Genomic DNA, 21,499 nt, shown 5'->3' with positions numbered 1-21,499 from the left:
GGCCGTGGCACCGCGCATGCGATGCTGTGACCAATGAATACGGTGATCGACCCCGGGCGCTGGGAAGGCAGCGTCGCTGCGGCACGCGCGCAGCAGCTGCAGCTGGCCGGCCGCGTGGAGCGCCAGGACCGCCTGCCACGCAACGTGCGCTGGCTGGCCGGGCTGGATGTCGGCTTCGAGGACAACGGCGCCATCACCCGCGCCGCGGCGGTACTGCTGGACGCAGAGACGCTGCAGCCCGTGGCGCAGGAGATCGCGCGCATCTCCACGGTGATGCCCTACATCCCCGGCCTGCTCAGCTTCCGCGAACTGCCGGCATTGCTGGCCGCGCTGGCACTGCTGCCACGCACGCCGGACCTGGTGTTCGTCGATGGCCATGGCATCAGCCACCCGCGCCGGCTGGGCGTGGCCGCGCATCTCGGCGTGGTCACCGACCTGCCGAGCATCGGTGTCGCCAAGTCGAAACTGGTGGGCCGGTTCGTCGAACCGGGCGCCGAAGCCGGTGCACATACGCCACTGCTGGATGGCGATGAGCAATTGGGTTGGGTGCTGCGCAGCAAGGTGCGCTGCAAGCCACTGTTCGTGGCCGGCGGCCATCGGGTCAGTGCCGATACCGCGCTGGACTGGGTGCAGCGCACCCTGCGCGGCTACCGGCTGCCGGAACCGACCCGGCTGGCGGATCGGCTGGCCTCGCGGCGGGACGAATAGCCACGCCGGGCACCACCCGGCACGGCCCTCAATTTCAATCAACGATGCACGTGACCGCGATGGCCCTGCGCGTCCTCGCCATGGTCGTGGCCTTCATGGCCCTCGTGCTCGCCGCTCTTCACCGGCGTCGGTTCACCACAGGCTTCGCCGCAGTGGTCGGCTTCGATCTGCAGCGTCACGTGCTCGATGCCGAAGTCATCGTGCAGGCGCCCGCCCAGTTCGCGGCGCAGCGCATCGGCGTCGGTGCCGTCGCGCATCACGATGTGCGCGGTCAGCGCCGGGGTACTGGAGGCCAGCGCCCACACATGCAGGTCATGCACGTCCAGCACCGCAGCGTGCCCGGACAGGCTGTCGCGTACCTTGGCCACGTCCATGCCCTTGGGCACGCCTTCCAGCAGCACGTTGATCGCCTCACGCATCAGCACATAGGTGCGCGGCAGCACCCACAGGCCGATCAACACGGCCAGGATCGGATCGATCGGCTTCCAGCCGGTGAACTGGATCAGCAACGCACCGGCGATCACCGCCACCGAGCCGAGCATGTCCGCCCACACTTCCAGGTAGGCGCCCTTCACGTTGAGGCTCTCGCCGCTGCCCGCCTGCAGCAGGCGCATCGAGATCAGGTTGATGACCAGGCCCGCGGCGGCGATCACCAGCATGCCGGAGGAGGCGATCTCCTGCGGCTCGCGGAAGCGCCCGATCGCCTCCCACAGGATGTAGGCGGCAACCACGAACAGCATGGCGCCGTTGATCATCGCGCCCAACGCTTCCAGGCGTGCATAGCCGTAGGTACGGCGCGCGTCCGGCGGGCGCCGGCTCAGCCGCACCGCGACCAGCGCGATCATCAATGCCAGTGCATCGGTGGCCATGTGCGCGGCGTCTGACAGCAGCGCCAGGCTGTTGGTCCAGAACGCGCCCACCACCTCGACAACGAGGAAGGTGGAGGTCAGGCCGAGCGCCCACCACAGGGGTTTCTCGTGGCGGATCTCGGATGGCAGGTGATCGTGGTCGTGGCCCATGGCAACAGCTCCTTTGCGATGCGGTGCAGGCTACGCCGTGCTGGCGGGGGAGACTATTACGGTGTTTATAACATTGCAGGCCACGCGGTCCCTCACCGGGCATGGCCCGGCGCTACCGGAGCGTGGCCGGTAGCGCCAGGCCATGCCTGACGAACGCAGCGGACCGACGTCCGCGTGCGGTCAGAACCCGAAACGCAGGCTGGCCCAGTAGGCGCGACCCGGTTCGTTGTAGGTCGCTGCACCGGCATCGCTGCTGTTGGCCTCGCGGAACAGGCGCTTGTCGGCCAGGTTGTTCACGCCGAAGCCGAAGCTGACCGTCTCGGTCACCTTGTAGCCCGCGCTCACGCCCCAGATGTTGTAGGCACCGCGGTCCTGCAGTGCGATCGACGCATCGCAGCTGCCGGTGCAGCGCGGATCGTTGTTGATGTTGGCAGTGGCCGGCTTCTGCTTGCCATAGAAGGTGCCGGTCAGCAGCACCGACAGCTTGTCGGTGGCCTGCCAGTCCAGCATCGTGTTGATCGTGTACTTCGGGATCACCGACAGCGGCTGGCCGGTGCTCTTGTTCTCGTTCTCCACCATGTAGGTGAAGTTGTTGCTCCACTTCAGGCGGTTGCCCTGCTCGCCCAGCAGCGGAATCACCAGGTTGCCCTCAAGCCCCTGCACGATCGCCTTCGGCGCGTTCTCCCAGCGGAAGATGCGGCCCTTGGTGTCGGCGGTCAGCCCGATCTGGGTGTAGCCAGCCTGGATCTTGTCCTTGTAGTCGTTGTGGAAGTAGGTCAACGACGCCTGCCAGCCGCTCTGCGGTGCCCACTCGATGCCCAGTTCCTTGTTCAGGCTGGTTTCCGCCTTCAGGTCTGCGTTGCCACGCATGTAGCAACCAGCGCCCAGGCTCGGCAGTGCATTCGGGCAACCATTGCCACGGGTGTAGTACAGATAGTCCGGGTTCGACTGGTACAGGTTCGGCGCCTTGAACGCACGCGCGATGCCGCCCTTCACCACCCAGTCGCTGTTGATCCGGAACTGCGCATTGAGGCTGGGGCTGGTGTTGTTGCCGAACTGGCTGTGATGGTCGAAACGCAGGCCCGGGGTGACAATCCAGCGCTCACCCAGGTAGATGTTGTCTTCCACGAATACGGCGGTGGTCTGCGCATCGGCCTTGCCGCGCCCGCGATCGGCCGACAGCCCCGGGATGCCACCGCCGCTGCTGCTGGACTGGCTCATCGAGTACGGGTCGGTCAGGCGGCTGTCGAGGTATTCAAAGCCCAGCGTCCAGATGTTCTCGGCGCCGCCCAGCGTGGTCGGGAAACTCACTTCGCCATCCAGCTGGTAGTTGCGCAGGCGCGAGGTCGACCAGTCGGTGCCGTTGAAGCTGCCTTCCGGGCCACCGGCCAGGCCTTCGTTGATGCGCGAGTTGTTCACCGCTTCCACTGCGGCGGTCACCCGCGAGGTCACGTCGCCCCAACGGCCGCGATGGGTGATCGCGCCGGTGTTGCGGTACATGCGGTTGGTTTCTGCTTCGCCTTCGGCCAGTGCCGCCAGGTCGACACCGGTCGAGGTACCGGTGGTGCTGACCGCGCGATCACCGGCGTAGATGTTGCCCTGGCGGCTGGTGCCGGCTTCGAACTCCACCACCTGGTTGGCGGTCACGTCCCAGCGCAGCAGCGCGTTGACGTCGCGGTTCTTGACGCCCTCGCGGCCAGCCGGCGGCACCGCGTTCGGGTTGGTCGCGTACTGGCGGTTGAGGTCCAGTGAGTCGGCGTCGGTCTTGTTGAGGTTGCCGTACAGGCGGAACGACAGGGTGTCGGTCATCGGCCCACTCAGCTGCAGGCCGACACGCTCGCTGCCACCTTCGGCGCTGTGCTCGGGCACCAGGCCATACAGGTCGACCGCACCGGTCAGGTCGCCGGTCGGGCGCTTGGTGATGATGTTGACCACGCCGCCGGACGCACCGGAGCCATAGCGCGCCGCCGCCGGGCCGCGCAGCACTTCGATGCGCTCGATCATTTCCGCTGGCACCCAGTTGGTGTCACCGCGGGTATTGCGCTCACCGCTGCGGCCCATGCGCACTGCATCACGCGCACCGATGCGCTTGCCGTCGACCAGGATCAGGGTGTTTTCCGGGCCCATGCCACGCAGGTCGATCTGGCGGTTGTTGCCGTACTGGCCCGAGGCGCTGTTGCCGGTGAGGTTGACGCCCGGCATGGTGCGCAGCAGTTCGGCGATGTCGTTGGCCGGCGGGCGCTTGGCGATGTCCTCGGCGGTGATGGTCGAGGTACCCAACGCCTGGCGCGCAATCTGCGAGGCGGTGACATGCACCGTGTCGATATCGGTGGCGTCGGTTTCAGCCTGGGCGGTCAGGGCGCTGCCCGCCAGCAGGGCGGCAACGGCAAGCGCCAGCGGGCGCGGCGAAAGGACAACGGCAGGAGACATGATCTGGACCTTCTGGCAGGGCAACGGGGCCTCTGGCAAAGGGCTTGAGGCAACGACGAGGGGGAGGCGGAGCGTCGCTGCAGTCGCCTGCGGCCCGATCCGTGCGCGCATTCTCCCATCAATGCGAGTGATTCTCAAATGCGTTCACTCATTGCCGCAGTGGCGCCGATGTGCTTTGCGCACCGTGCAACCCTGCATCGCGCTTAAACTGGCCGGCTTACCCGCCATCAACCGTACGCCACCGCGGCCGATACCCGTGGTTTGCCGTACGCAGTCAGAGATCGACGTGGAACCACCCCAACTGGACGATGCCAGCCAGCCGCTGGCCGAGGCCTGGCAGCACTGCCTGCAACAGGCCGGCCCTGCCGCCACCGCGCTGCTGCACGCCGCCGCCGCCGATGCTCCGCCGGCGCTGGCCCAACGCTTCTACGAAGTACTGCTGCAGGACGGGCGTGCACGCCGCTTCCTGTCCCATGACCAGGTCAAGCAGCGCCTGCAGCCGGCCATGCAGCGCTGGCTGGTGCAGCTGCTGACCACCGATGCCGACGGTATTGCCGGCACCGTTGCCTCGCAGCGGGTGATCGGCGATGTGCATGCCCGGGTCGGCATTCCGGTCGACCTGGTCACCCGCGGCGCGCGCGTGCTCAAGCACGAACTGTTCGTGCGCCTGCGCGACGACGCGCCCGACAGTGCAACCGCGTTCGCCGCCATCGACTGCCTCAGCGCGATCATGGACATCGCAATGGAAGGCATGACCCTGGCCTACACCCATGCCCGCGAGCGCTCCACCCGTGCCGATGCTGCGTACCGGCTGTTCTCGCTGGTGCAGAACGTCGGCACCGAACGCGAGCGCCAGCGCGCACTGCTGCTGGACTGGGAGAACGCCCTGCTCTACGCGTTGGCCGGTCATGTGCAGGCCAGCGACAGCGCCAGCCTGGCGACATCGGAGTTCGGCCTGTGGTTCACCCACAAGGGCATCCCGAGCTTCGGCGAGAGCAGCGAGACCCAGCAGGTCGGCCAGCTGATGGCCCGCATCGACAGTAGCCTGCAACAGGCAAGCCACGATGCCCCTGCACAGCGACTGGCGGTGCTGCCGGCCATCCGCGAGGACCTGGCCGCCATCCGCACCCTGATGACGCTGCTGTTCGAGCGCATTGGTGAGCTGGATGCCGGTAGCGATGCCCTGACCAACCTGCTCAATCGCCGCTTCCTGCCTACCGTGCTGCGCCGGGAGATCGAGCTGGCCACGCGCAACCGCACGCCGTTCTCGCTGCTGCTGCTCGACCTGGATCACTTCAAGGCGATCAACGACGGCCACGGCCACGATGCCGGCGACCGCGCGTTGCAGCACGTCGCCGGCCTGCTCGGCCAGCTGACCCGCGGCAGTGACTACCTGTTCCGCTATGGCGGCGAGGAGTTCGTGGTGGTGCTGGTGGCGGCCAGCGAATCACAGGCCGCGGTGATCGCCGAAAGCCTGCGCCGGCAGATCGCACACTCGCCGGTGGCACTGGCCAATGGCCAGGTGCTGTCACTCACCGCCAGCATCGGCGTGGCCGGCCATGACGGCCACCCGGACTACGAGCGGCTGATGGCACGTGCCGACGCGGCGATGTACGAGGCCAAGCGCAGCGGCCGCAACCGCGTGGTGGTGGCCAGCGCGGACCTGCAGGAAGCCCCGGGGCGGCGTGCACTGCAGCGATGACGGCAGGACAGGTAGAGTCGACCGCTGGTCGACTGTCGCGCGCAGCGCGGGATTTTTCGCACACTGGGCGAAGAGCGGTCGACTGACAGTCGACTCTACCGACAGCCGGCTCGACCGATACGACGCCCAGCTGCTGCTTTCACCGCCGCCCTCCGCCACGCCGCCCACCACAGCAGCGCGAGCACCGCGATGCCGGCGCCCAGCAGGCACACGGCAGGCCAGCCATGCCGGGCCTGCACCCAGGGTCCGGCCGTCGCACCGGCACCACTCCCCACGGCATAGAACAGCATGTACAGGGCCACCAGGCGTCCATGCTGCTCACCCGGCGCGCGCAGCAGCAGCGCCTGGTTCGATACATGCAGCGCCTGCCCACCCAGATCGAGCACGATCACACCCAGCAGCAGCAACGACAGCGACTGCGGCAGGCCCAGCAGCGGCCACCACGCGACCAGCATCAGCAGCAACGCGCCAAGACTGACCCGATCGGCGAAACCGCGGTCCATCCAGTGCCCGACCCGCGCCGCCATCAATGCACCCGCCACCCCCGCCAGGCCCAGCGCGCCGATGCCCGCTGTGGACCAGTGCAGCGGCGGGGCCGACAGCGGCAAGGGTGCCGCCGCCCAGAACACGTTGAGCCCGGCAAACAGCAGCAACGCCAGCGGCCCGCGCTCGCGCAGCGTTCGATCCTCGCGCAGCATGCCCAGCATCGACCCCAGCAGTCCCCCCCACCGGGGCGGCACCGCCGGTACCGGCACGGCCGGCAGGCGCCGCCACAGCAGTACGGCCAGGGCCGCCATCACCGCTGCCGACAGCAGATAGACCGCTTGCCAGCCAGCGATGGCCGCCACAGCGCCGGACAGCACCCGCGCCAGCAGCAGCCCGATGAACACCCCGCCCTGCACCACCCCTACCACGCGCCCGCGCTGCGCGGCCGGAGCCATCGCTGCCGTGTAGGCGATCAAGCCCTGGGTCAGCGCGGTGCCCAACAGCCCGGCCAGCAGCATGCCCGACAACAGCCAACTGGCCGTGCGTGCTGCCGCCAGCCACAGCAGGGCCACCACCAGTGCCGCCAACTGCAGCCGCAGCAGACGTCGCCGGTCACCGCGATCGGCCAACGGCAGCAGGCCAAGCAAGGCCAGCACGCTGCCGGCCTGGGTTGCCGCCAACACTGCGCCCGCCACCGCACGGTCCAGTGCGAAGGCCTGTGCCAGCCGATCCAGCAGCGGTTGCGCGTAATAGACGTTGGCAACGCTGGTGCCGGCCGCGATCGCGAGCAGGATCAGCAATGGGCGGGAAATCAATGGAGCACTCATGATGTGGTTTCAATTTGAAACTTGATGCAGGCTATCGCCATTGGTTTTAAACTGCAACCACATCCGGAGTCCCCAACATGCACGCCAACAGTCCCTGCCCCGTCGCCCGCAGCGCCGATCTGCTCGGCGACCGCTGGGCGTTGCTGGTCATCCGCGATGCCTTCGATGGCATCACCCGCTTTGGCGACTTCCAGCGCAGCCTGGGCGCCGCCCGCAACATCCTCAGTGATCGCCTGCGCAGGCTGGTCGAGGCCGGCATCCTGCAGCTGCAACCGGCCTCCGATGGCTCGGCCTACCAGGAATACGTGCTCACCCATGCCGGCCAGGAACTGTTCCCGCTGCTGGTCGCGCTGCGCCAGTGGGGAGAACGCCATCGCTTCGACGCGGGCGAGGCCCATTCGCAGCTGATCGAATCCAGCACGCGGCGACCGCTGCCGTACATGCAGCCGCGCGGGCGCGAAGGTCGGCCCCTGCAGGCCGCCGCGACACGTGTGCGCAAGCTCAGGGACGACGGGCACGGCGCCTGACCCGCCCATTCGCGCACACCGCGACCCGGTCGCGCCGGTTAGCATCGGATGTTTCCGCCGCCGGACACCGCCGATGTCGCGCTATCGCCCTTCCCTGATGACCGCCCTGCTGCTGCCGCTGCTGGCCTGTGCCGCCCTGCCCGCGCAGGCCCGCGAGGTTGCCGCGCCCGCCGGGCACGTGCAGGCCGATGGCCCGTATGTGTTCCGCGAGGGCACGCAGTTGCAGGCCAAGTGGATCTGCGCCGACAAGGTCGAATCGCACACGCTTGTCACCGGGGCAGCAGGGACCGATGTCGCACCGCGCTGCGGCTACGAACACACCGTGCACGTGGCCGCGCCGAATGCGGCCTCGGTCTCCGTGCTGCCGGCCACACCGCGCATCGTCGCGCTGTCCGACATCCATGGCCAGTACGGGCTGCTGGTGCGCCTGCTGCGTGCCCATCAGGTCATCGATGCCCAGGATCGCTGGGCACTGGGCAAGGACACGCTGGTCATCGCTGGCGATGTATTCGACCGCGGCCCGCAGGTGACCGAGGCGTTCTGGCTGCTGTACGGCCTGCAGCAGCAAGCGGCCGCCGCCGGTGGCGCAGTGCACTTCGTGCTCGGCAACCACGAAACCATGGTGCTGTACGACGACCTGCGCTACGTCAACCCGAAGTACCTGCGCAGCGCCCAGTTGCTGGGCCGCAGCTACCCGCAACTGTATGGCGCCGACTCGGTGATCGGGCAGTGGCTGCGCACCCGCCCGGTGCTGCTGAAGATCGGCGATACCCTGTTCCTGCACGGTGGCATCTCGCCCGAGGCGGTGCAGCTGGCGCTGGACCCGGCACGCACCAACGCGGCCTACCAGGCCTCGCTGGGCCTGCCCAAGGCCGAAGTGAAGGCCGACCCGGCCACCGCACCGCTGTATGACGGCAAGACCAGCCCGATCTGGTACCGCGGCTACTTCGATGGCCGCCTCGACACCGCGGGTGTGCAGACCGTGCTCGACCGCCTGCAGCTCAAGCGCATCGTGGTCGGCCATACCTCGATGCCACACGTCAGCAGCTTCCACGGCGACCGCGTGATCGCCATCGACAGCAGCATCAAGAACGGCGAGAACGGCGAACTGCTGTTCATCGAGGATGGCAAGCTCAGCCGTGGCCTGCTGGATGGCTCGCGGGTGCCGCTGGCGCTGGGTGAGCCGGGCCTGCAGGACTGAATGGCGGGACAGCGCGGCGGTGCCGGGAGGTGCCGGCGCGCTCCACCTTCACCCGGTTTGCGGCTACCCTCGGCAGCCGAGAGGCCCACCCCGTCCATCCGGTGGGCCTGACCGTTACAGGAGCCCCGCGCATGCGCGTTCTGATTGCTGAAGACGACCCGGACATTGCCTCCGGCCTGTGCGCCTCGCTGCGCCGGCAGGGGCACGTGGTCGACCACGTCGACAACGGTGCGCACGCCGATGCAGCACTGGGCTCGACCCAGTACGCATTGCTGGTGCTGGATCTGGGGCTGCCGCAACTGGATGGCCGCGACGTGCTGCAGCGCCTGCGCCAGCGTGGCGATGGCCTGGCGGTGCTGGTGGTGACCGCCCGCGACGGCCTGGCCGAGCGCGTGCGCGTGCTCGACCTCGGCGCCGACGACTACCTGGTCAAGCCGTTCGCACTGGACGAATTCGAAGCCCGCGTGCGTGCACAGCTGCGCCGGGTCACCAGCAATGGCAACCCGGACCTGCGCATCGGCCGCCTGCGCCTGGACCTGGCCGGGCACCGAGTGTGGATCGACGACCAGTCGCTGGAACTGACCGCGCGCGAGTTCGGCCTGCTGTCGGCGCTGGCGGTACGCGCCGAGCGCATCGTGTCACGCGCGCAGCTGGTGGAAGCGCTGTGCGACTGGGGCCAGGACCTGACCGACAACGGCCTGGACATCGCCCTGCACCGCCTGCGCCGCAAGCTGCAACCCGGCGGCATGGGCATCCGCACCGTGCGCGGGCTGGGCTACATGCTGGAAGACGCGCAGGACGACAGCGCCCCGTGATCAGTGGTCCTCCCAGCCTGCGCCGGCGCCTGCTCGCCTTCCTGGCGTTGCCGATGCTGGGCCTGCTCACCTTCAATACGATCCTGGCCTATTACGTTGCGCTGGACTATTCCAACCGCATCCACGACCGCAACCTGATCGACGACACGCACTCGTTCGCGCAGATGCTGAGCACCATGCCGGTGACCAGTGATCTGTCTCCGCAGGCGCGTTTCCTGATCGAGTACGACCCCGACGGCCATCGCTATTTCAACGTCGACAGCAGCCGCAAGGGCACCCTCAGCGGCAACGCGGACTTCAGCCCGTATGCCCCTTCGCAGGACTGCACCGGCGTGCATCCGGCGCTGTACGACGGCAACCTCAACGGCCAGCAGGTGCGCATGGCCACCGTCTGCACGCAGGCGATGAACGACCCGCAGGACCAGCTGGCGGTGACCGTGGCCGAAAGCATGGCCGACCGCCGCCAGCGTGCGCGCGAGATCCTGATGATCATCATCCCGCTGATGACCATGCTGGCGCTGGGCACCGCTGCGCTGGTCTGGTTCGGCGTGACCTACGGCCTGCGCATCCTCACGCCGCTGAGGACCCGCCTGGCGCAGCGCCGTGGCGAACTGGCGCCGATCTCCGACGCCGACGTGCCGGAGGAGATCCAGCCACTGATCAGCACCATCGACGATCTGTTTGCGCGCCAGGCGGAAATGATCACGCTGCAGAACCGCTTCATCGCCGATGCCGCGCACCAGCTGCGCTCACCATTGGCCGGCATGGCCCTGCACGTGGACCAGGCACTGGCCCATGGTGACCCGGACACGGTACGCGAGGCGCTGCAGCACATCCGCCGGCTCAACCAGCGCACCGCGCGGGTCAGCACCCAGCTGCTGGCGCTGAGCCGGGCCCAGACCGTGCCCGATACCGTGGAAGCGCTGGATCTGTGCGGACTGGTACCGCAATGGGTGGGCATGCGCGTGCCCGAAGCGATCCGCGATGGCATCGATCTGGGCTACCGCGGCAGCCCCCATCCGCTGCGCGTGCTCGGCAACAGCGCCCAGCTGCAGGAAGCGCTGGACAACCTGATCGACAATGCGCTGCGCTATGCCGGCCGCGATGCGACCGTCACGGTCGGCGTGCACGCGCTGGATGACAATGACGTCGAACTGTACGTGGAGGACAACGGACCCGGCGTACCCGAGGATGTGATGCCGCGGCTGGGCGAGCGCTTCTTCCGCGCCCCCGGCACCACCGCCAGTGGCACCGGCCTGGGCCTGGCCATCGCCCACGAAGCGGTGGAGCATTCTGGCGGCCGCCTGACCTTCCTCAACCGCGCCGGCGGGGGTCTGAAGGTCGCCATCACGCTGCCGCTGCTGAAGGCCCCCTGACCCGGACCGGGGTGCTGAAAGGCTGGCGAAAATCGCGCTTGCGATCCTGACCATCCCCACTGCCGTCCCGGAGCCGCCAGGTGACCGAATCGCACGACTTCTTCCTCCCCGGTGGCCCGCAGGGCGTGCTGCTGGTCCACGGCCTGACCGGCACCCCGGCGGAAATGCGCATGCTGGGCAAGGGCCTGAACAACGCCGGTTTCACCGTACACGGCGTGCAGTTGCCCGGCCATTGCGGCACCGTGGATGACCTGCTGGCGACCACCTGGGAACAGTGGTACCAAGGCGTGGAGGATGCGGCGGCAAGCCTGCGCGGCAAGGTCGACCAGCTGTTCGTCGGTGGCCTGTCGATGGGCGCGGTGCTGTCGCTGGCCCTGGCCGCACGCCGCCCCGAGTGGGTGTCCGGCGTCGGCGTGTATGGCGCCACCTTCCGCTACGACGGCTGGAACATTCCCGCCGTGGCCCGCTTCTCGTTCCTGCTGCCGTGGTTCAAGCGCTTCAACATCGGCCGCGACCGCATGTTCATGGAAGAACCGCCGTACGGCCTGCGTGACGAGCGCCTGCGCGCGCAGGTCAGCGCCGCCATGCTGTCCGGCGACAGCGCGGCTGCCGGCCTTCCGGGCAACCCCTGGCACGCGCTGGCCGAGATGCGCGCCCTGAGCAACTGGACCCGCCGCCACCTGCACCAGGTCACCGCGCCGTGCCTGGTGATGCACGCCCGCGAAGACGACGTGGCGAGCATGGGCAATGCCGAACTGGTGATGTCGCGGGTCAGCGGCCCGAAGGAACTGGTGGTGCTGGAAGACAGCTACCACATGATCACCATCGACCGCGAACGCCGCGACGTGATCCGCCGCAGCGCGCGCTTCTTCACCGAGATCGGTGAACGCAGCGGCGTCCTCAAGGCGGTGGCCTGAGATGGGGGCACTCGCCACGCTGCTGTGGCTGGCCAATGTCGTGCTCGATACCGGTGGCCAGCTCGCCTTCAAGGCCGCCGCCAGCGACCCGCAGGATGGCGAAGGACTGCAACGCTGGAAACACATGCTCAGCCGCCCCTGGCTGTGGATCGGCATCGCCTGTTACGTGCTTGAGTTCGTCGCCTGGATCGCGTTCCTGTCACTGGTGCCGCTGTCCAAGGGCGTGCTGCTGGGCTCGATCAACATCGTTGCGTTGATGATCGCCGGCCGCTTCCTGTTCCGCGAAAAGCTCACGCCATTGCGGGTGACCGGCATGCTGCTGGTCACGGCGGGCGTGGCGGTGGTGGGGGCTGGCTCATGAGGCGCCTGTATGTGATCGGCTTCCCCCTGCTGATGGCCTTCGATACGCTGGCCCAGCTGTGCTTCAAGTACGCTGGCGATGCAGCACTGCCGGTCGAGGCCAACACCGCGTGGCTGCTGCGCGTGCTGTCACAGCCGTGGGTGTACGGCGCGATCCTCGGCTACGTCGGTGCGTTCTTCACCTGGATGAGCCTGCTGCGCCATGCGCCGATCGGCCCGGCGTTCGCGGCCTCGCACCTGGAAGTGATCAGTGTGCTGCTGCTGTCGGCCTGGCTGCTGAAAGAGCCGCTCACCCTGCACCACCTTGTCGGTGCGGTACTGATCGTGGCCGGCATCGTGTGCCTTGGCCGCGCTGAAGCGGACGACCCGCACAGCCCCGCCGAAAGCACCTCGTGAGCGGACTGCGATGAGCCTGTTCGCGCGCGAACTGCCGCCGACGGCTGGCCTGCCGATGCAGGCCAGCGACTTCCTTCCCGGTGGCGGCGACCTGCGCGAAATCCTGGCCAACCAACTGGGTACGCCACCGCTGCAGCTGACCTGTTCCGGCACCCACGCGCTGCTGATCGCGCTGCGCACCCTGCGCAAGCGCGCGCCCAAGCGCGATACCGTGATCATGCCGGCCTACACCTGTCCGCTGGTGCCGATCGCGGTGCACAGCCTCGGCCTGCGCGTGCAGCTGTGCGATACCCGGCGTGGCCATTTCGACTTCGACCCGACCCAGCTCAGGCGCCTGGCCGATGCGCGCACGTTGGCCATCCTGCCGACCCACCTCGGTGGGCGCATCGCCGATGTCGAACTGGCCTGCGAGGTCGCCCGCAACGCCGGCGCGTGGGTCATCGAAGATGCCGCACAGGCGCTGGGCGCACGGGTCGGCAACAGCAGTGTCGGCCTGCGTGGCGACATCGGATTCTTCAGCCTGGCCGCCGGCAAGGGGCTGAGCCTGCACGAAGGCGGCCTGCTGGTCAGCCGCAATGACGAACTGCGCGCCGCGCTGTCCGAACATGCCGCCGAACAGGTGCGTTTCAGCCTGCGCTGGGAGCTGCTTCGCAGTGTGCAGCTGCTGGGCCTCGCCGCCTGCTATCGCCCCTCGCTGCTGTCGCTGGTGTACGGCAATCCGCTGCGCAGCGCACTGCAGCGCGGTGATCTGGAAGACGCGGTCGGTGACATTTTCCCGCTGGACATACCGCAGCACCGGGTCAGCCAGTGGCGGCAGAACATCGGCGCCCATGCCGCACGGCGGCTGCCCGCATTCCTGCAGGCCGGGCGCCTGCGCGCGTTGCAGCTGCGTGTGCAGCTGGCACAGCTGCCGGCAGTGGAGGTGGTCGATGGCCTGGCCGGCACCGGCGGCACCTGGCCGATGCTGATGCTGCTGCTGCCCAGCCAGCGCGCCCGCGATGCCGCACTGGACGAACTGTGGCCGCGCGGCCTCGGCGCCAGCCGCATGTTCATCCATGCCCTGCCCGACTACGCCTACCTGCGTGGCATCGTGCCGCAGGACGACATGCCCAATGCGCGCGACTTCGCGGCACGCATGCTCACCCTCGGCAACAGCGCCTGGCAGACCCGTGAAGAGACCGCGCAGATCCTGCGGACACTGGCCGCCGCGCAGCCCTGAAACCGCGGTTTTCGGGCCATTTAACCCATTCAGGAAGCTCGTTTCCTGAACACTTTCCCCAGCCTGCGGTGCAGGCTTTCAACAGGAAAGGAACGAGAAAGGCTGCCTGCCTACATTGAGCCTGCCCCGGCACCGTGCCGGACGCCTTTCTCATCGACGGACCTGCCCATGCACTGGAGCATCCTGTGTGACTTCGACGGCACCATCAGCCTCGAAGATGTCATCGACTCGCTGCTGGAGAAGTACGGCCAGCCGGGCTGGCAGGAACTGGAAGACCAGTGGAAGGCGGGAAAGATCGGCTCGCGTGAATGCATGCAGGGCCAGGTACGGCTGCTGAAGCTGGACCCGGCCACGCTCGACGCGCACCTGGACCAGGTGCAGATTGATCCGGGCTTCGCCGCCTTTGTCAGCCGCGCCGAACAGCTGGGCGTGCCGCTGCGCATCGTCAGCGACGGCCTGGACTATGCGATCCACCGCATCCTCGCCAACCACGGCCTGTCGCGACTGCCGGTGGTGGCCAACCACCTGCGCTGGTGCGAAGACCATTGGGAACTGGAATCGCCCTACCAGGCCGAAGGCTGCCGCAGCGGCACCTGCAAGTGCACCTGCGCCGCGCAGGCGCGTGCCAACGAAGCACCACGCGTGCTGATGATCGGCGACGGCAGTTCGGACTTCTGCGTCTCCGAAGATGCCGACTTCGTGTTCGCCAAACGGCGCCTGATCACCCATTGCGCCAAGGCCGGCATCGAGCATGCCGCCATCGATACCTTCCACGATGCAATCGCACTGTTGCCGCGCTTGCTCGATGGCAGCCTGCTGCAGCCACGTCGCCTCGACGCCAGCCCGCAGCCTGCCGCACTGCCCCTGCTGCTGGCCACCGCCTGAGCACTCCCCTCCAAGCACGCTCCCCCGTTGCCCCTTTCGAACGTCCTTCACGGAACCGAACTGCATGAACATTTTTGACAAGAACGCCGATTCGGCTGCCTCCGACGCGCAGCTGCTGGCCGACGAAGCCCGCTACAGCTCCTTCGGCGACACCGTCCACTACGTCGACCCGCCGAAGATCTTCCAGCGCGGCGAAGGCAGCTACATGTTCGACGGCGCGGGCGTGCCCTACCTCGATCTGCAGATGTGGTACTCGGCCTGCAACTTCGGCTACAGCAACAAGCGCCTGAACGACGCGCTGAAGGACCAGATCGACACCCTGCCGCAGGTCGCCAGCCAGTACCTACACCCGACCCGCGTGCAGCTGGCCAAGACCATTGCCGTGGACATGCACGAGAAGTTCGGCCTCGATGGCCGCGTGCACTTCAACGTCGGCGGTGCGCAGGCCATTGAAGACTCGCTGAAGATCGTGCGCAACGCGCGCGGCGGCAAGAGCCTGATGTTCGCCTTCGAGGGCGGCTACCACGGGCGTACCCTGGGTGCATCGTCGATCACCTCCAGCTACCGCTACCGCCGCCGCTACGGCCACTTCGGCGAGCGCGCGATGTTCATCCCGTTCCCGTACCCCTTCCGTCGCCCGAAGGGCATGACCCCGGATGAGTACTCCGACCACTGCGTGTGGCAGTTCGAGCGCCTGTTCGAAAGCGAATACAACGGCGTGTGGGATCCCAAGGTCGGCCAGGCCGAGTACGCCGCGTTCTACGTCGAACCGATCCAGGGCACCGGCGGCTACGTCATCCCGCCGCGCAACTTCTTCACCGGCCTCAAGCGCGTGCTGGACAAGTACGGCATCCTGATGGTCGTCGATGAAATCCAGATGGGCTTCTGGCGCACCGGCAAGCTGTGGTCGATCGAGCACTTCGGCGTGACCCCGGACGTGCTGGTGTTCGGCAAGGCGCTGACCAACGGCCTGAACCCGCTGTCGGGCCTGTGGGCGCGCGAAGAACTGATCAACCCGACCGTGTTCCCGCCGGGCTCCACCCACTCCACCTTCAACTCCAACCCGCTGGGCACCCGCCTGGGCCTGGAAGTGCTGAAGCTGGGCAAGGAAATGGACTACGAGCGCACCGTGCCGGAGAAGGGCGCGTACTTCCTCGACGGCCTGCGTGGCCTGCAGAAGCGTCACCCGGAAATCGGCGACGTCGACGGCCTGGGCCTGGCCCTGCGCGCCGAGATCTGCCAGACCGACGGCTACACCCCGAACAAGGAACTGCTGGACCGCATGGTCGACATCGGCCTGGCCGGTGACCTCCTGCACGACGGCAAGCGCATGGGCCTCGTGCTCGACGTGGGTGGCTGGTACAAGAACGTGATCACCTTCGCGCCGTCGCTGGACATCAGCTACGAAGAGATCGACCTGGCGATCACCCTGCTCGACCAGGCGCTGACCAAGGCCAAGGGCTGAGGTCGATGCGCTGCCGGTTCCCGTGCCGATGGAGATGACGTCACGCGCATCCAGCACCGCGCTGGAACCGGCTGCGCTGCTGGAGGGCTTCCTGGCCCACCCGCCGCTCGGATTCGAGGCTGGCCGCCTTCCCAGCGGCCTGCCGACCTTCCGTGCGCCACTGGACCTGACCACGACGATGGATGACGGGCTGCGCGGCAAGCTGCTCGGCCTGCCGCTGTCGCGCCTGTGGCGGCCATGGATCACCTGGAAGACCCGCTTCGTCGGTGCCACCAGCACCGAGTACACCCCGTTGCCGGCGCACGTGGCGCCGGAGGCTTTGGCCGAGGACGTGACGCGTCACGCGATCGGCGATACGCGCCTGCTGGTGGTCAAGGACCTGGCGATCGATTCACCGTTGCTGGACGACGCCGCCAACGCACACAGCGGCGCCTTCCTGCAGGCGCTGCTGGCACGCGGCTTCGTCGAACTGGAAGGCATGCCGCTGGCCTGGGTGGCGATCGATTTCGATTCGCTCGACGGCTATCTCGGCCGCCTGTCGTCCTCGCGCCGCAAGAACATCCGGCGCAAGCTGCGCTCGCGTGATGACCTGCAGATCGACTGCATCGCCACCGGTGATCCGGCCCTGGCCGACCCGCAGCTGCAGGCCGAACTGTACGCGCTGTACCTGGGCGTGTTCGCGCAGAGCGCGGTGCATTTCGACCAGCTCGACCTGCCCTATTTCCAGTACCTGCTGGCCGACAGCCAGGGCCAGGGACGGATGTTCCTGTACCGCCACCAGGGCCAGCTGATCGGCTGGAACCTGTGCTACGTGCATGCCGGCAAGCTGGTGGACAAGTACATCGGCCTGGCTTACCCGCAGTCGCGCGAGCACAACCTGTACGCGGTCAGCTGGATGCACAACCTTGAGTACGCGCTGCAGCACGGCCTGAGCCACTATGTGGCCGGCTGGACCGACTCGCGGATCAAGGCCGAGCTGGGCGCCCGCTTCACCTCCACCCGGCACGCGATCCACGCACGCTCCCCGCTGCTGCGCGCCGCCCTGCGCAGGCTGGCCCCGCATCTGCAGGGCGAGCCTGATGGAGGCGGTTGAACGATGCCGCTGCGTTCCCCGCTGATCCTGGACCTGGACGGGGGCGTGCTGCCGCTGCCCCAGGCGCAGACCCTGGCCCTGCCGCAATGGCACGATCCACTGCGCTTCGCCTGCAGCAATGCCACCCTCGACCGTTTCGCCGCTGAAGTGCTGGCACCGCTGCCGGCCCAGCTCGGCACGGTGATGCTCGGCAGCGGTGATTTCCATCATCTCAGCCTGCCTCTGCTGCGTCGCATGCGCCCGCAGCGGCCCTTCCAGCTGGTGGTGCTGGACAACCATCCGGACAACATGCGTTTCCCGTTCGGCATGCACTGCGGTTCGTGGGTGAACGCCGCCAGCAAGCTGCCACAGATCTCGCACATCCACGTGCTGGGCATCACCTCGAGCGATATCGGCCTGGGCCACGCCTGGGAAAACCATTGGCGCCCGCTGATGGGCGGGCGGTTGACCTACTGGTGCATGGATGTGGACGTGGGCTGGGGCCACCGCCTCGGCATGGGCCGTGCATTCCGACGGTTCGAGCACCCGGAGGCACTGGTCGCCGCGTTCGCCGCCGAGCAGGCCAAGTCGCCGCAACCGACCTACCTGTCGATCGACAAGGATGTGTTCGCCGAGGACGTCGCCCGCAGCAACTGGGACCAGGGCCGCTTCCAGCTGGAACACGCACTGGTGGTGATCGAAGCACTGCGCGCCGGTGGCCTGGTCGGCAGTGACATCACCGGCGAAGTGTCGCTGGCCAACTACCAGAGCCGCTTCAAGCGCTGGTTGTCGTCGCTGGATGGCCAGCCCGACATCAGCGCCGAGGACCTTCCCGTCTGGCAGGCACGGCACCAGCAGGTGAACCGCGAACTGCTGGCCGCGATTGCCGCCGTACCGACGGCCTGCTGACCACGTCGGTCGTGCCGGCCGCTGGCCGGCAATGCCAACCAACGTTGGCATCTACCAGACCAATGCCGGCCAGCGGCCGGCACTACACTGGACTCCCGCCCGGAGCCCTCGCCATGCCCCAGACCGTCATCCCGCAACTGCGCATGCGTCACGCCGACACCACCCTGCCGTTCTACGTGCAGGGGTTGGGATTCGTGGTCGACTGGGAACACCGCTTCGAACCCGGCTTTCCGCTGTTCGTCCAGCTCACCCGCGACGGCCAGACGATCTTTCTCACCGAACACAGCGGCGATTGTGAGGTCGGCGGCGCGGTGTACTTCATCGTCGAGGACGTCGACGCCCTGCACCGCGCCTTCAGTGCGGCCAACGTGCCCATCGAGCAGCCCCCGCATGACACCGAATGGGGCAGCCGCGAGATGCTGCTGCGCGACCCCGACGGCAACCGGCTGCGCTTCGCCACCCACGTGGACTGAACAATGCGGACTTGAGGCGGATATACGGAACATATATGCTTCGTATATCCACTCTGCCAGGACCGCCCATGGGCATCGTCAACATCGATGACACCCTGCACGACCAGCTGCGCCGTGCCTGCACCGTCTCCAGCCGCTCGATCAACGCCCAGGCCAACTTCTGGATCCGGGTCGGCATGCTGTGCGAGCTGAACCCCACGCTGAGCTTCCAGGACATCGTTGCCAGCGAACTGCGGGCGGCCGGCGTGCAGCCGCCGCTGCTGGCACCGGGACAGGTCTGAGCAGATGGCGATCATCAAGCGCCCTGACGAGATCGCGCTGATGGCCGAATCGGGCCGCCTGCTGGCGCAGGTGTTCGCCGCGCTCGACCGGCTGCCGCTGCAGGGCCGCAGCACCATGGAGATCAACGATTTCGTCGAACGCATGATCGTTGACGAGCTGCAGGCGCGGCCGGCCAGCAAGGGCCAGTACGGCTTCCCGTATGTGCTCAACACCTCGGTCGACAGCGTCATCTGCCACGGCGTGCCCAGCACCACCGACGTGCTGCACGACGGTCAGATCGTCAACCTCGACATCACCCTGGAGAAGAACGGCTACATCGCCGACTCCAGCACCACCTACCTGGTGGGCGAGGTCGACTACGCCGCGCGCAGGCTGGTGCAGACCACCTACCAGGCGATGTGGAAAGGCATCGCCGCGGTGCGCCCCGGCGCACGCCTGGGCGATATCGGCCACGCCATCGCCCGCCACGCGCGCAGCCACGGCTACAGCGTGGTGAAGGAATACTGCGGCCATGGCATCGGCCAGGAAATGCACGAGGAACCGCAGATCCTGCACTACGGCCATCCCAACACCGGCATGGTGCTGGAGGAAGGCATGGTGTTCACCATCGAGCCGATGCTCAACCAGGGCAAGCCGGCCATCCGCCAGCAGCCGGACGAATGGCCGGTCTACACGCGCGATGGCAAGCTGTCGGCGCAGTTCGAACACACCGTGGCAGTTACCCGCAATGGCGTGCGCGTACTGACCCTGCGCCCCGGCGAGACGCCGCAGTGCGCGGTGGACGCGGCCTAGAGCGGGCGCAACAGCAGCAGTATGGCGAGGCAGGACATGAAGATCGCCACGCCGGCGTCCAGCATCCGCCAGGCGCTCTGCCTGCGGAACACCGGCTGCAACAGGCGCGCGCCATAGCCCAGCGTGCAGAACCAGGCCACGCTGGCAACGCAGGCACCGGCGGCGAAGGCCCAGCGCAGATCGCCCGGGTAGCGCGTGGACAGGCTGCCCAGCAGCACCACCGTATCCAGATAGACGTGCGGGTTGAGCAAGGTGAACGCCAGGCAGGTCAGCAGTACCTGGCGCCCACTGCCGCCCTGCGCCTCGGCGGCGGCCAGCGCACTGCCACCGCGCCACGCGCGCAGTCCCGCCAGCAGGCCATACCAGAGCAGGAAGGCCGCTCCACCGAAGCGCAGCACCTGCAGCAGCAACGGCCACTGCAGCACCAGCGCGCCCATGCCGCCGACACCGGCCAGTATCAGCGCGATGTCCGCACCGGCGCAGGCCAGCACGACCTTCCCCACATGACGCTGCTGCAGGCCCTGGCGCAGCACGAAGGCATTCTGCGCGCCGATGGCGATGATCAGGCCCGCACCTGCGAACAGGCCGGCGGCGGTAGCGGCAATCCACATCAGGACAGGCCAGGCAGCGGGGGGACGCGCAGGGTGCGGCCAACGGCCATGTTTAGACAAACTGATTTTTCTTTATCCTGTGCAGGAAAACTGAAGAGGCACCGGCATGGACCTGGTACACCCGCAACTGGCCGCGTTTGCCGCGGTGCTGGAGGAAGGCAGCTTCGAGGCTGCGGCACGCCGCCTGTCGATCAGCCCATCAGCACTGTCGCAGCGGATCAAGGCCCTGGAGGACAGGCTCGGGCAGGTCCTGGTGGTGCGCCAGGCACCGTGCCGACCGACCGCCGCGGGTGAAGCGCTGCTGCGCCGGGTACGACCGATGCAGGCACTGGAGGCCGAGGCATTGGCCGAGCTGCTACCCGAGCGTGGCAGCGACGCTGCGCGCACACCGATCCCCCTGGCGGTCAACGACGACTCGCTTGATACCTGGTTCGTGCCGGCCATCGCCGACCTGCACCAGCGCCATGGCTATCTGTTCGACCTGCGCATGGACGACCAGGACCACACCCTGCAGCTGCTGCGCGATGGCAGCGTGCTCGGCGCGGTCACCGCCGAAAGCCAACCGGTGAAGGGCTGCAACGTGCACCCGCTCGGCGCGATGCGCTACCACGCCATCGCTTCGCCCGGCTTCGCCCGCCAGTACTTCAGCGATGGCATGCAGGCCGCGGCCCTGGCGCGCGCGCCGATGCTGGTGTTCAACCGCAAAGATGAACTGCAATGGCGCTTCGTGCGGCGCCTGACCCGCGCGCGGCTGCAGCCGCCGCTACACTACCTGCCCTCCTCCACCGGTTTCGTCGAAGCCGCCGCGTGCGGACTCGGCTGGGGCATGGCCCCGGAAACCCTGGTCGCGCCCGCCGTGCACGCCGGCCGCGTGGTGGTACTGGAACCCCGCCGCTGGCTCGACGTGCCGCTGTACTGGCAGCATGCCGCCGTGCGCTCAAGCACGCTGCAGCACATCACCCAGGCGCTGCGCACGGCGGCCAGCGGCACCCTTCGTTGAGGACAAACCGATGACCGCAGACCCCGG

The 21,499-nt window shown here is 67.8% G+C and carries 22 protein-coding genes; 18 read left to right on the top strand and 4 right to left on the bottom strand.

Annotation, left to right across the window (positions count from 1 at the left end; translation table 11 throughout):
• The first annotated feature begins 33 nt into the window (after positions 1-33).
• Positions 34-708: a deoxyribonuclease V gene (nfi, locus tag EGM71_RS06200; protein WP_188488492.1), complete on the top strand. Its 675-nt coding sequence runs from the start codon at positions 34-36 to the stop codon at positions 706-708.
• A 38-nt stretch (positions 709-746) separates the two neighbouring features.
• Here the strand turns inward: nfi and EGM71_RS06195 are convergent, their stop codons facing one another.
• Entirely contained in the window at positions 747-1,727 is a 981-nt protein-coding gene (locus tag EGM71_RS06195; protein ID WP_188488490.1) for a cation diffusion facilitator family transporter, read from the bottom strand.
• A gap of 180 nt (positions 1,728-1,907) precedes the next feature.
• Positions 1,908-4,157 carry a TonB-dependent siderophore receptor gene (locus EGM71_RS06190; protein ID WP_188488488.1) on the bottom strand — a complete coding sequence of 750 codons (2,250 nt, stop codon included), beginning with the start codon at positions 4,155-4,157 and terminating at the stop codon, positions 1,908-1,910.
• Between the two features lie 286 nt (positions 4,158-4,443).
• On the opposite strand from EGM71_RS06190, the gene EGM71_RS06185 reads away from it, so the two are divergent.
• Positions 4,444-5,859 carry a GGDEF domain-containing protein gene (locus EGM71_RS06185; RefSeq protein WP_188488485.1) on the top strand — a complete coding sequence of 472 codons (1,416 nt, stop codon included), beginning with the start codon at positions 4,444-4,446 and terminating at the stop codon, positions 5,857-5,859.
• Between the two features lie 95 nt (positions 5,860-5,954).
• On the opposite strand, the gene EGM71_RS06180 is transcribed toward EGM71_RS06185, so the two are convergent.
• Positions 5,955-7,172 carry an MFS transporter gene (locus EGM71_RS06180; RefSeq protein ID WP_188488484.1) on the bottom strand — a complete coding sequence of 406 codons (1,218 nt, stop codon included), beginning with the start codon at positions 7,170-7,172 and terminating at the stop codon, positions 5,955-5,957.
• A 77-nt stretch (positions 7,173-7,249) separates the two neighbouring features.
• On the opposite strand from EGM71_RS06180, the gene EGM71_RS06175 reads away from it, so the two are divergent.
• The 15 genes from EGM71_RS06175 (at position 7,250) to map (ending at position 19,861) form a co-directional block, all read left to right on the top strand.
• Complete coding sequence (locus EGM71_RS06175) at positions 7,250-7,699, top strand: winged helix-turn-helix transcriptional regulator (RefSeq protein WP_188488482.1); 450 nt, start codon at positions 7,250-7,252, stop codon at positions 7,697-7,699.
• A gap of 73 nt (positions 7,700-7,772) precedes the next feature.
• The gene (locus EGM71_RS06170) at positions 7,773-8,900 is read left to right on the top strand and encodes a metallophosphoesterase (protein WP_188488480.1); all 1,128 of its coding nucleotides are present in this window, start codon (positions 7,773-7,775) and stop codon (positions 8,898-8,900) included.
• Positions 8,901-9,031: 131 nt separating this feature from the next.
• Positions 9,032-9,715, top strand: a complete 684-nt coding sequence (locus EGM71_RS06165; RefSeq protein WP_008265770.1) for a response regulator — start codon at positions 9,032-9,034, stop codon at positions 9,713-9,715.
• Positions 9,712-11,091: a sensor histidine kinase gene (locus tag EGM71_RS06160; protein ID WP_188488478.1), complete on the top strand. Its 1,380-nt coding sequence runs from the start codon at positions 9,712-9,714 to the stop codon at positions 11,089-11,091. The genes EGM71_RS06165 and EGM71_RS06160 overlap by 4 nt, the downstream gene beginning before the upstream one ends.
• A gap of 80 nt (positions 11,092-11,171) precedes the next feature.
• Positions 11,172-12,008, top strand: coding sequence for an alpha/beta hydrolase (locus EGM71_RS06155; RefSeq protein WP_100471695.1), 837 nt, complete (start codon positions 11,172-11,174; stop codon positions 12,006-12,008).
• Position 12,009: 1 nt separating this feature from the next.
• The gene (locus tag EGM71_RS06150; RefSeq protein ID WP_006425769.1) at positions 12,010-12,369 is read left to right on the top strand and encodes an EamA family transporter; all 360 of its coding nucleotides are present in this window, start codon (positions 12,010-12,012) and stop codon (positions 12,367-12,369) included.
• Complete coding sequence (locus tag EGM71_RS06145) at positions 12,366-12,764, top strand: DMT family transporter (protein ID WP_100439214.1); 399 nt, start codon at positions 12,366-12,368, stop codon at positions 12,762-12,764. Before EGM71_RS06150 ends, EGM71_RS06145 begins: the two co-directional genes overlap by 4 nt.
• 10 nt (positions 12,765-12,774) lie before the next feature.
• Complete coding sequence (locus EGM71_RS06140; protein ID WP_188488476.1) at positions 12,775-13,983, top strand: DegT/DnrJ/EryC1/StrS family aminotransferase; 1,209 nt, start codon at positions 12,775-12,777, stop codon at positions 13,981-13,983.
• Between the two features lie 168 nt (positions 13,984-14,151).
• Positions 14,152-14,868: an MtnX-like HAD-IB family phosphatase gene (locus tag EGM71_RS06135; RefSeq protein ID WP_188488474.1), complete on the top strand. Its 717-nt coding sequence runs from the start codon at positions 14,152-14,154 to the stop codon at positions 14,866-14,868.
• A 64-nt stretch (positions 14,869-14,932) separates the two neighbouring features.
• Positions 14,933-16,333, top strand: coding sequence for an aspartate aminotransferase family protein (locus EGM71_RS06130; protein ID WP_014036434.1), 1,401 nt, complete (start codon positions 14,933-14,935; stop codon positions 16,331-16,333).
• Positions 16,334-16,361: 28 nt separating this feature from the next.
• Positions 16,362-17,426 (top strand): GNAT family N-acetyltransferase, encoded by a 1,065-nt coding sequence (locus EGM71_RS06125; RefSeq protein WP_188488472.1) that lies wholly within the window; start codon positions 16,362-16,364, stop codon positions 17,424-17,426.
• 3 nt (positions 17,427-17,429) lie between these two features.
• Positions 17,430-18,314 carry a hypothetical protein gene (locus tag EGM71_RS06120; protein WP_188488471.1) on the top strand — a complete coding sequence of 295 codons (885 nt, stop codon included), beginning with the start codon at positions 17,430-17,432 and terminating at the stop codon, positions 18,312-18,314.
• Positions 18,315-18,427: 113 nt separating this feature from the next.
• Positions 18,428-18,787, top strand: coding sequence for a bleomycin resistance protein (locus EGM71_RS06115; RefSeq protein WP_188488469.1), 360 nt, complete (start codon positions 18,428-18,430; stop codon positions 18,785-18,787).
• Between the two features lie 68 nt (positions 18,788-18,855).
• On the top strand, positions 18,856-19,068 hold the full coding sequence (locus EGM71_RS06110; RefSeq protein WP_106467454.1) for a ParD-like family protein: 213 nt from the start codon (positions 18,856-18,858) through the stop codon (positions 19,066-19,068).
• A 10-nt stretch (positions 19,069-19,078) separates the two neighbouring features.
• Positions 19,079-19,861: a type I methionyl aminopeptidase gene (map, locus tag EGM71_RS06105; RefSeq protein ID WP_188489761.1), complete on the top strand. Its 783-nt coding sequence runs from the start codon at positions 19,079-19,081 to the stop codon at positions 19,859-19,861.
• Here the strand turns inward: map and EGM71_RS06100 are convergent.
• Positions 19,858-20,472: a LysE/ArgO family amino acid transporter gene (locus tag EGM71_RS06100; RefSeq protein WP_188488467.1), complete on the bottom strand. Its 615-nt coding sequence runs from the start codon at positions 20,470-20,472 to the stop codon at positions 19,858-19,860. The two genes, map and EGM71_RS06100, sit on opposite strands and share 4 nt — an antisense overlap.
• A gap of 106 nt (positions 20,473-20,578) precedes the next feature.
• Here EGM71_RS06100 and EGM71_RS06095 point away from each other — a divergent pair, with 106 nt between their 5' ends.
• Complete coding sequence (locus tag EGM71_RS06095) at positions 20,579-21,472, top strand: LysR family transcriptional regulator ArgP (protein WP_188488465.1); 894 nt, start codon at positions 20,579-20,581, stop codon at positions 21,470-21,472.
• The last annotated feature ends 27 nt before the right edge of the window (positions 21,473-21,499 follow it).

Origin of the sequence: Stenotrophomonas maltophilia, from assembly GCF_006970445.1 — a bacterium.
GTDB classification, from domain to species: domain Bacteria; phylum Pseudomonadota; class Gammaproteobacteria; order Xanthomonadales; family Xanthomonadaceae; genus Stenotrophomonas; species Stenotrophomonas maltophilia_AU.
The sequence above is the reverse complement of the archived record's forward strand: the minus strand, read 5'-3'. Positions and strand labels throughout refer to the sequence as shown.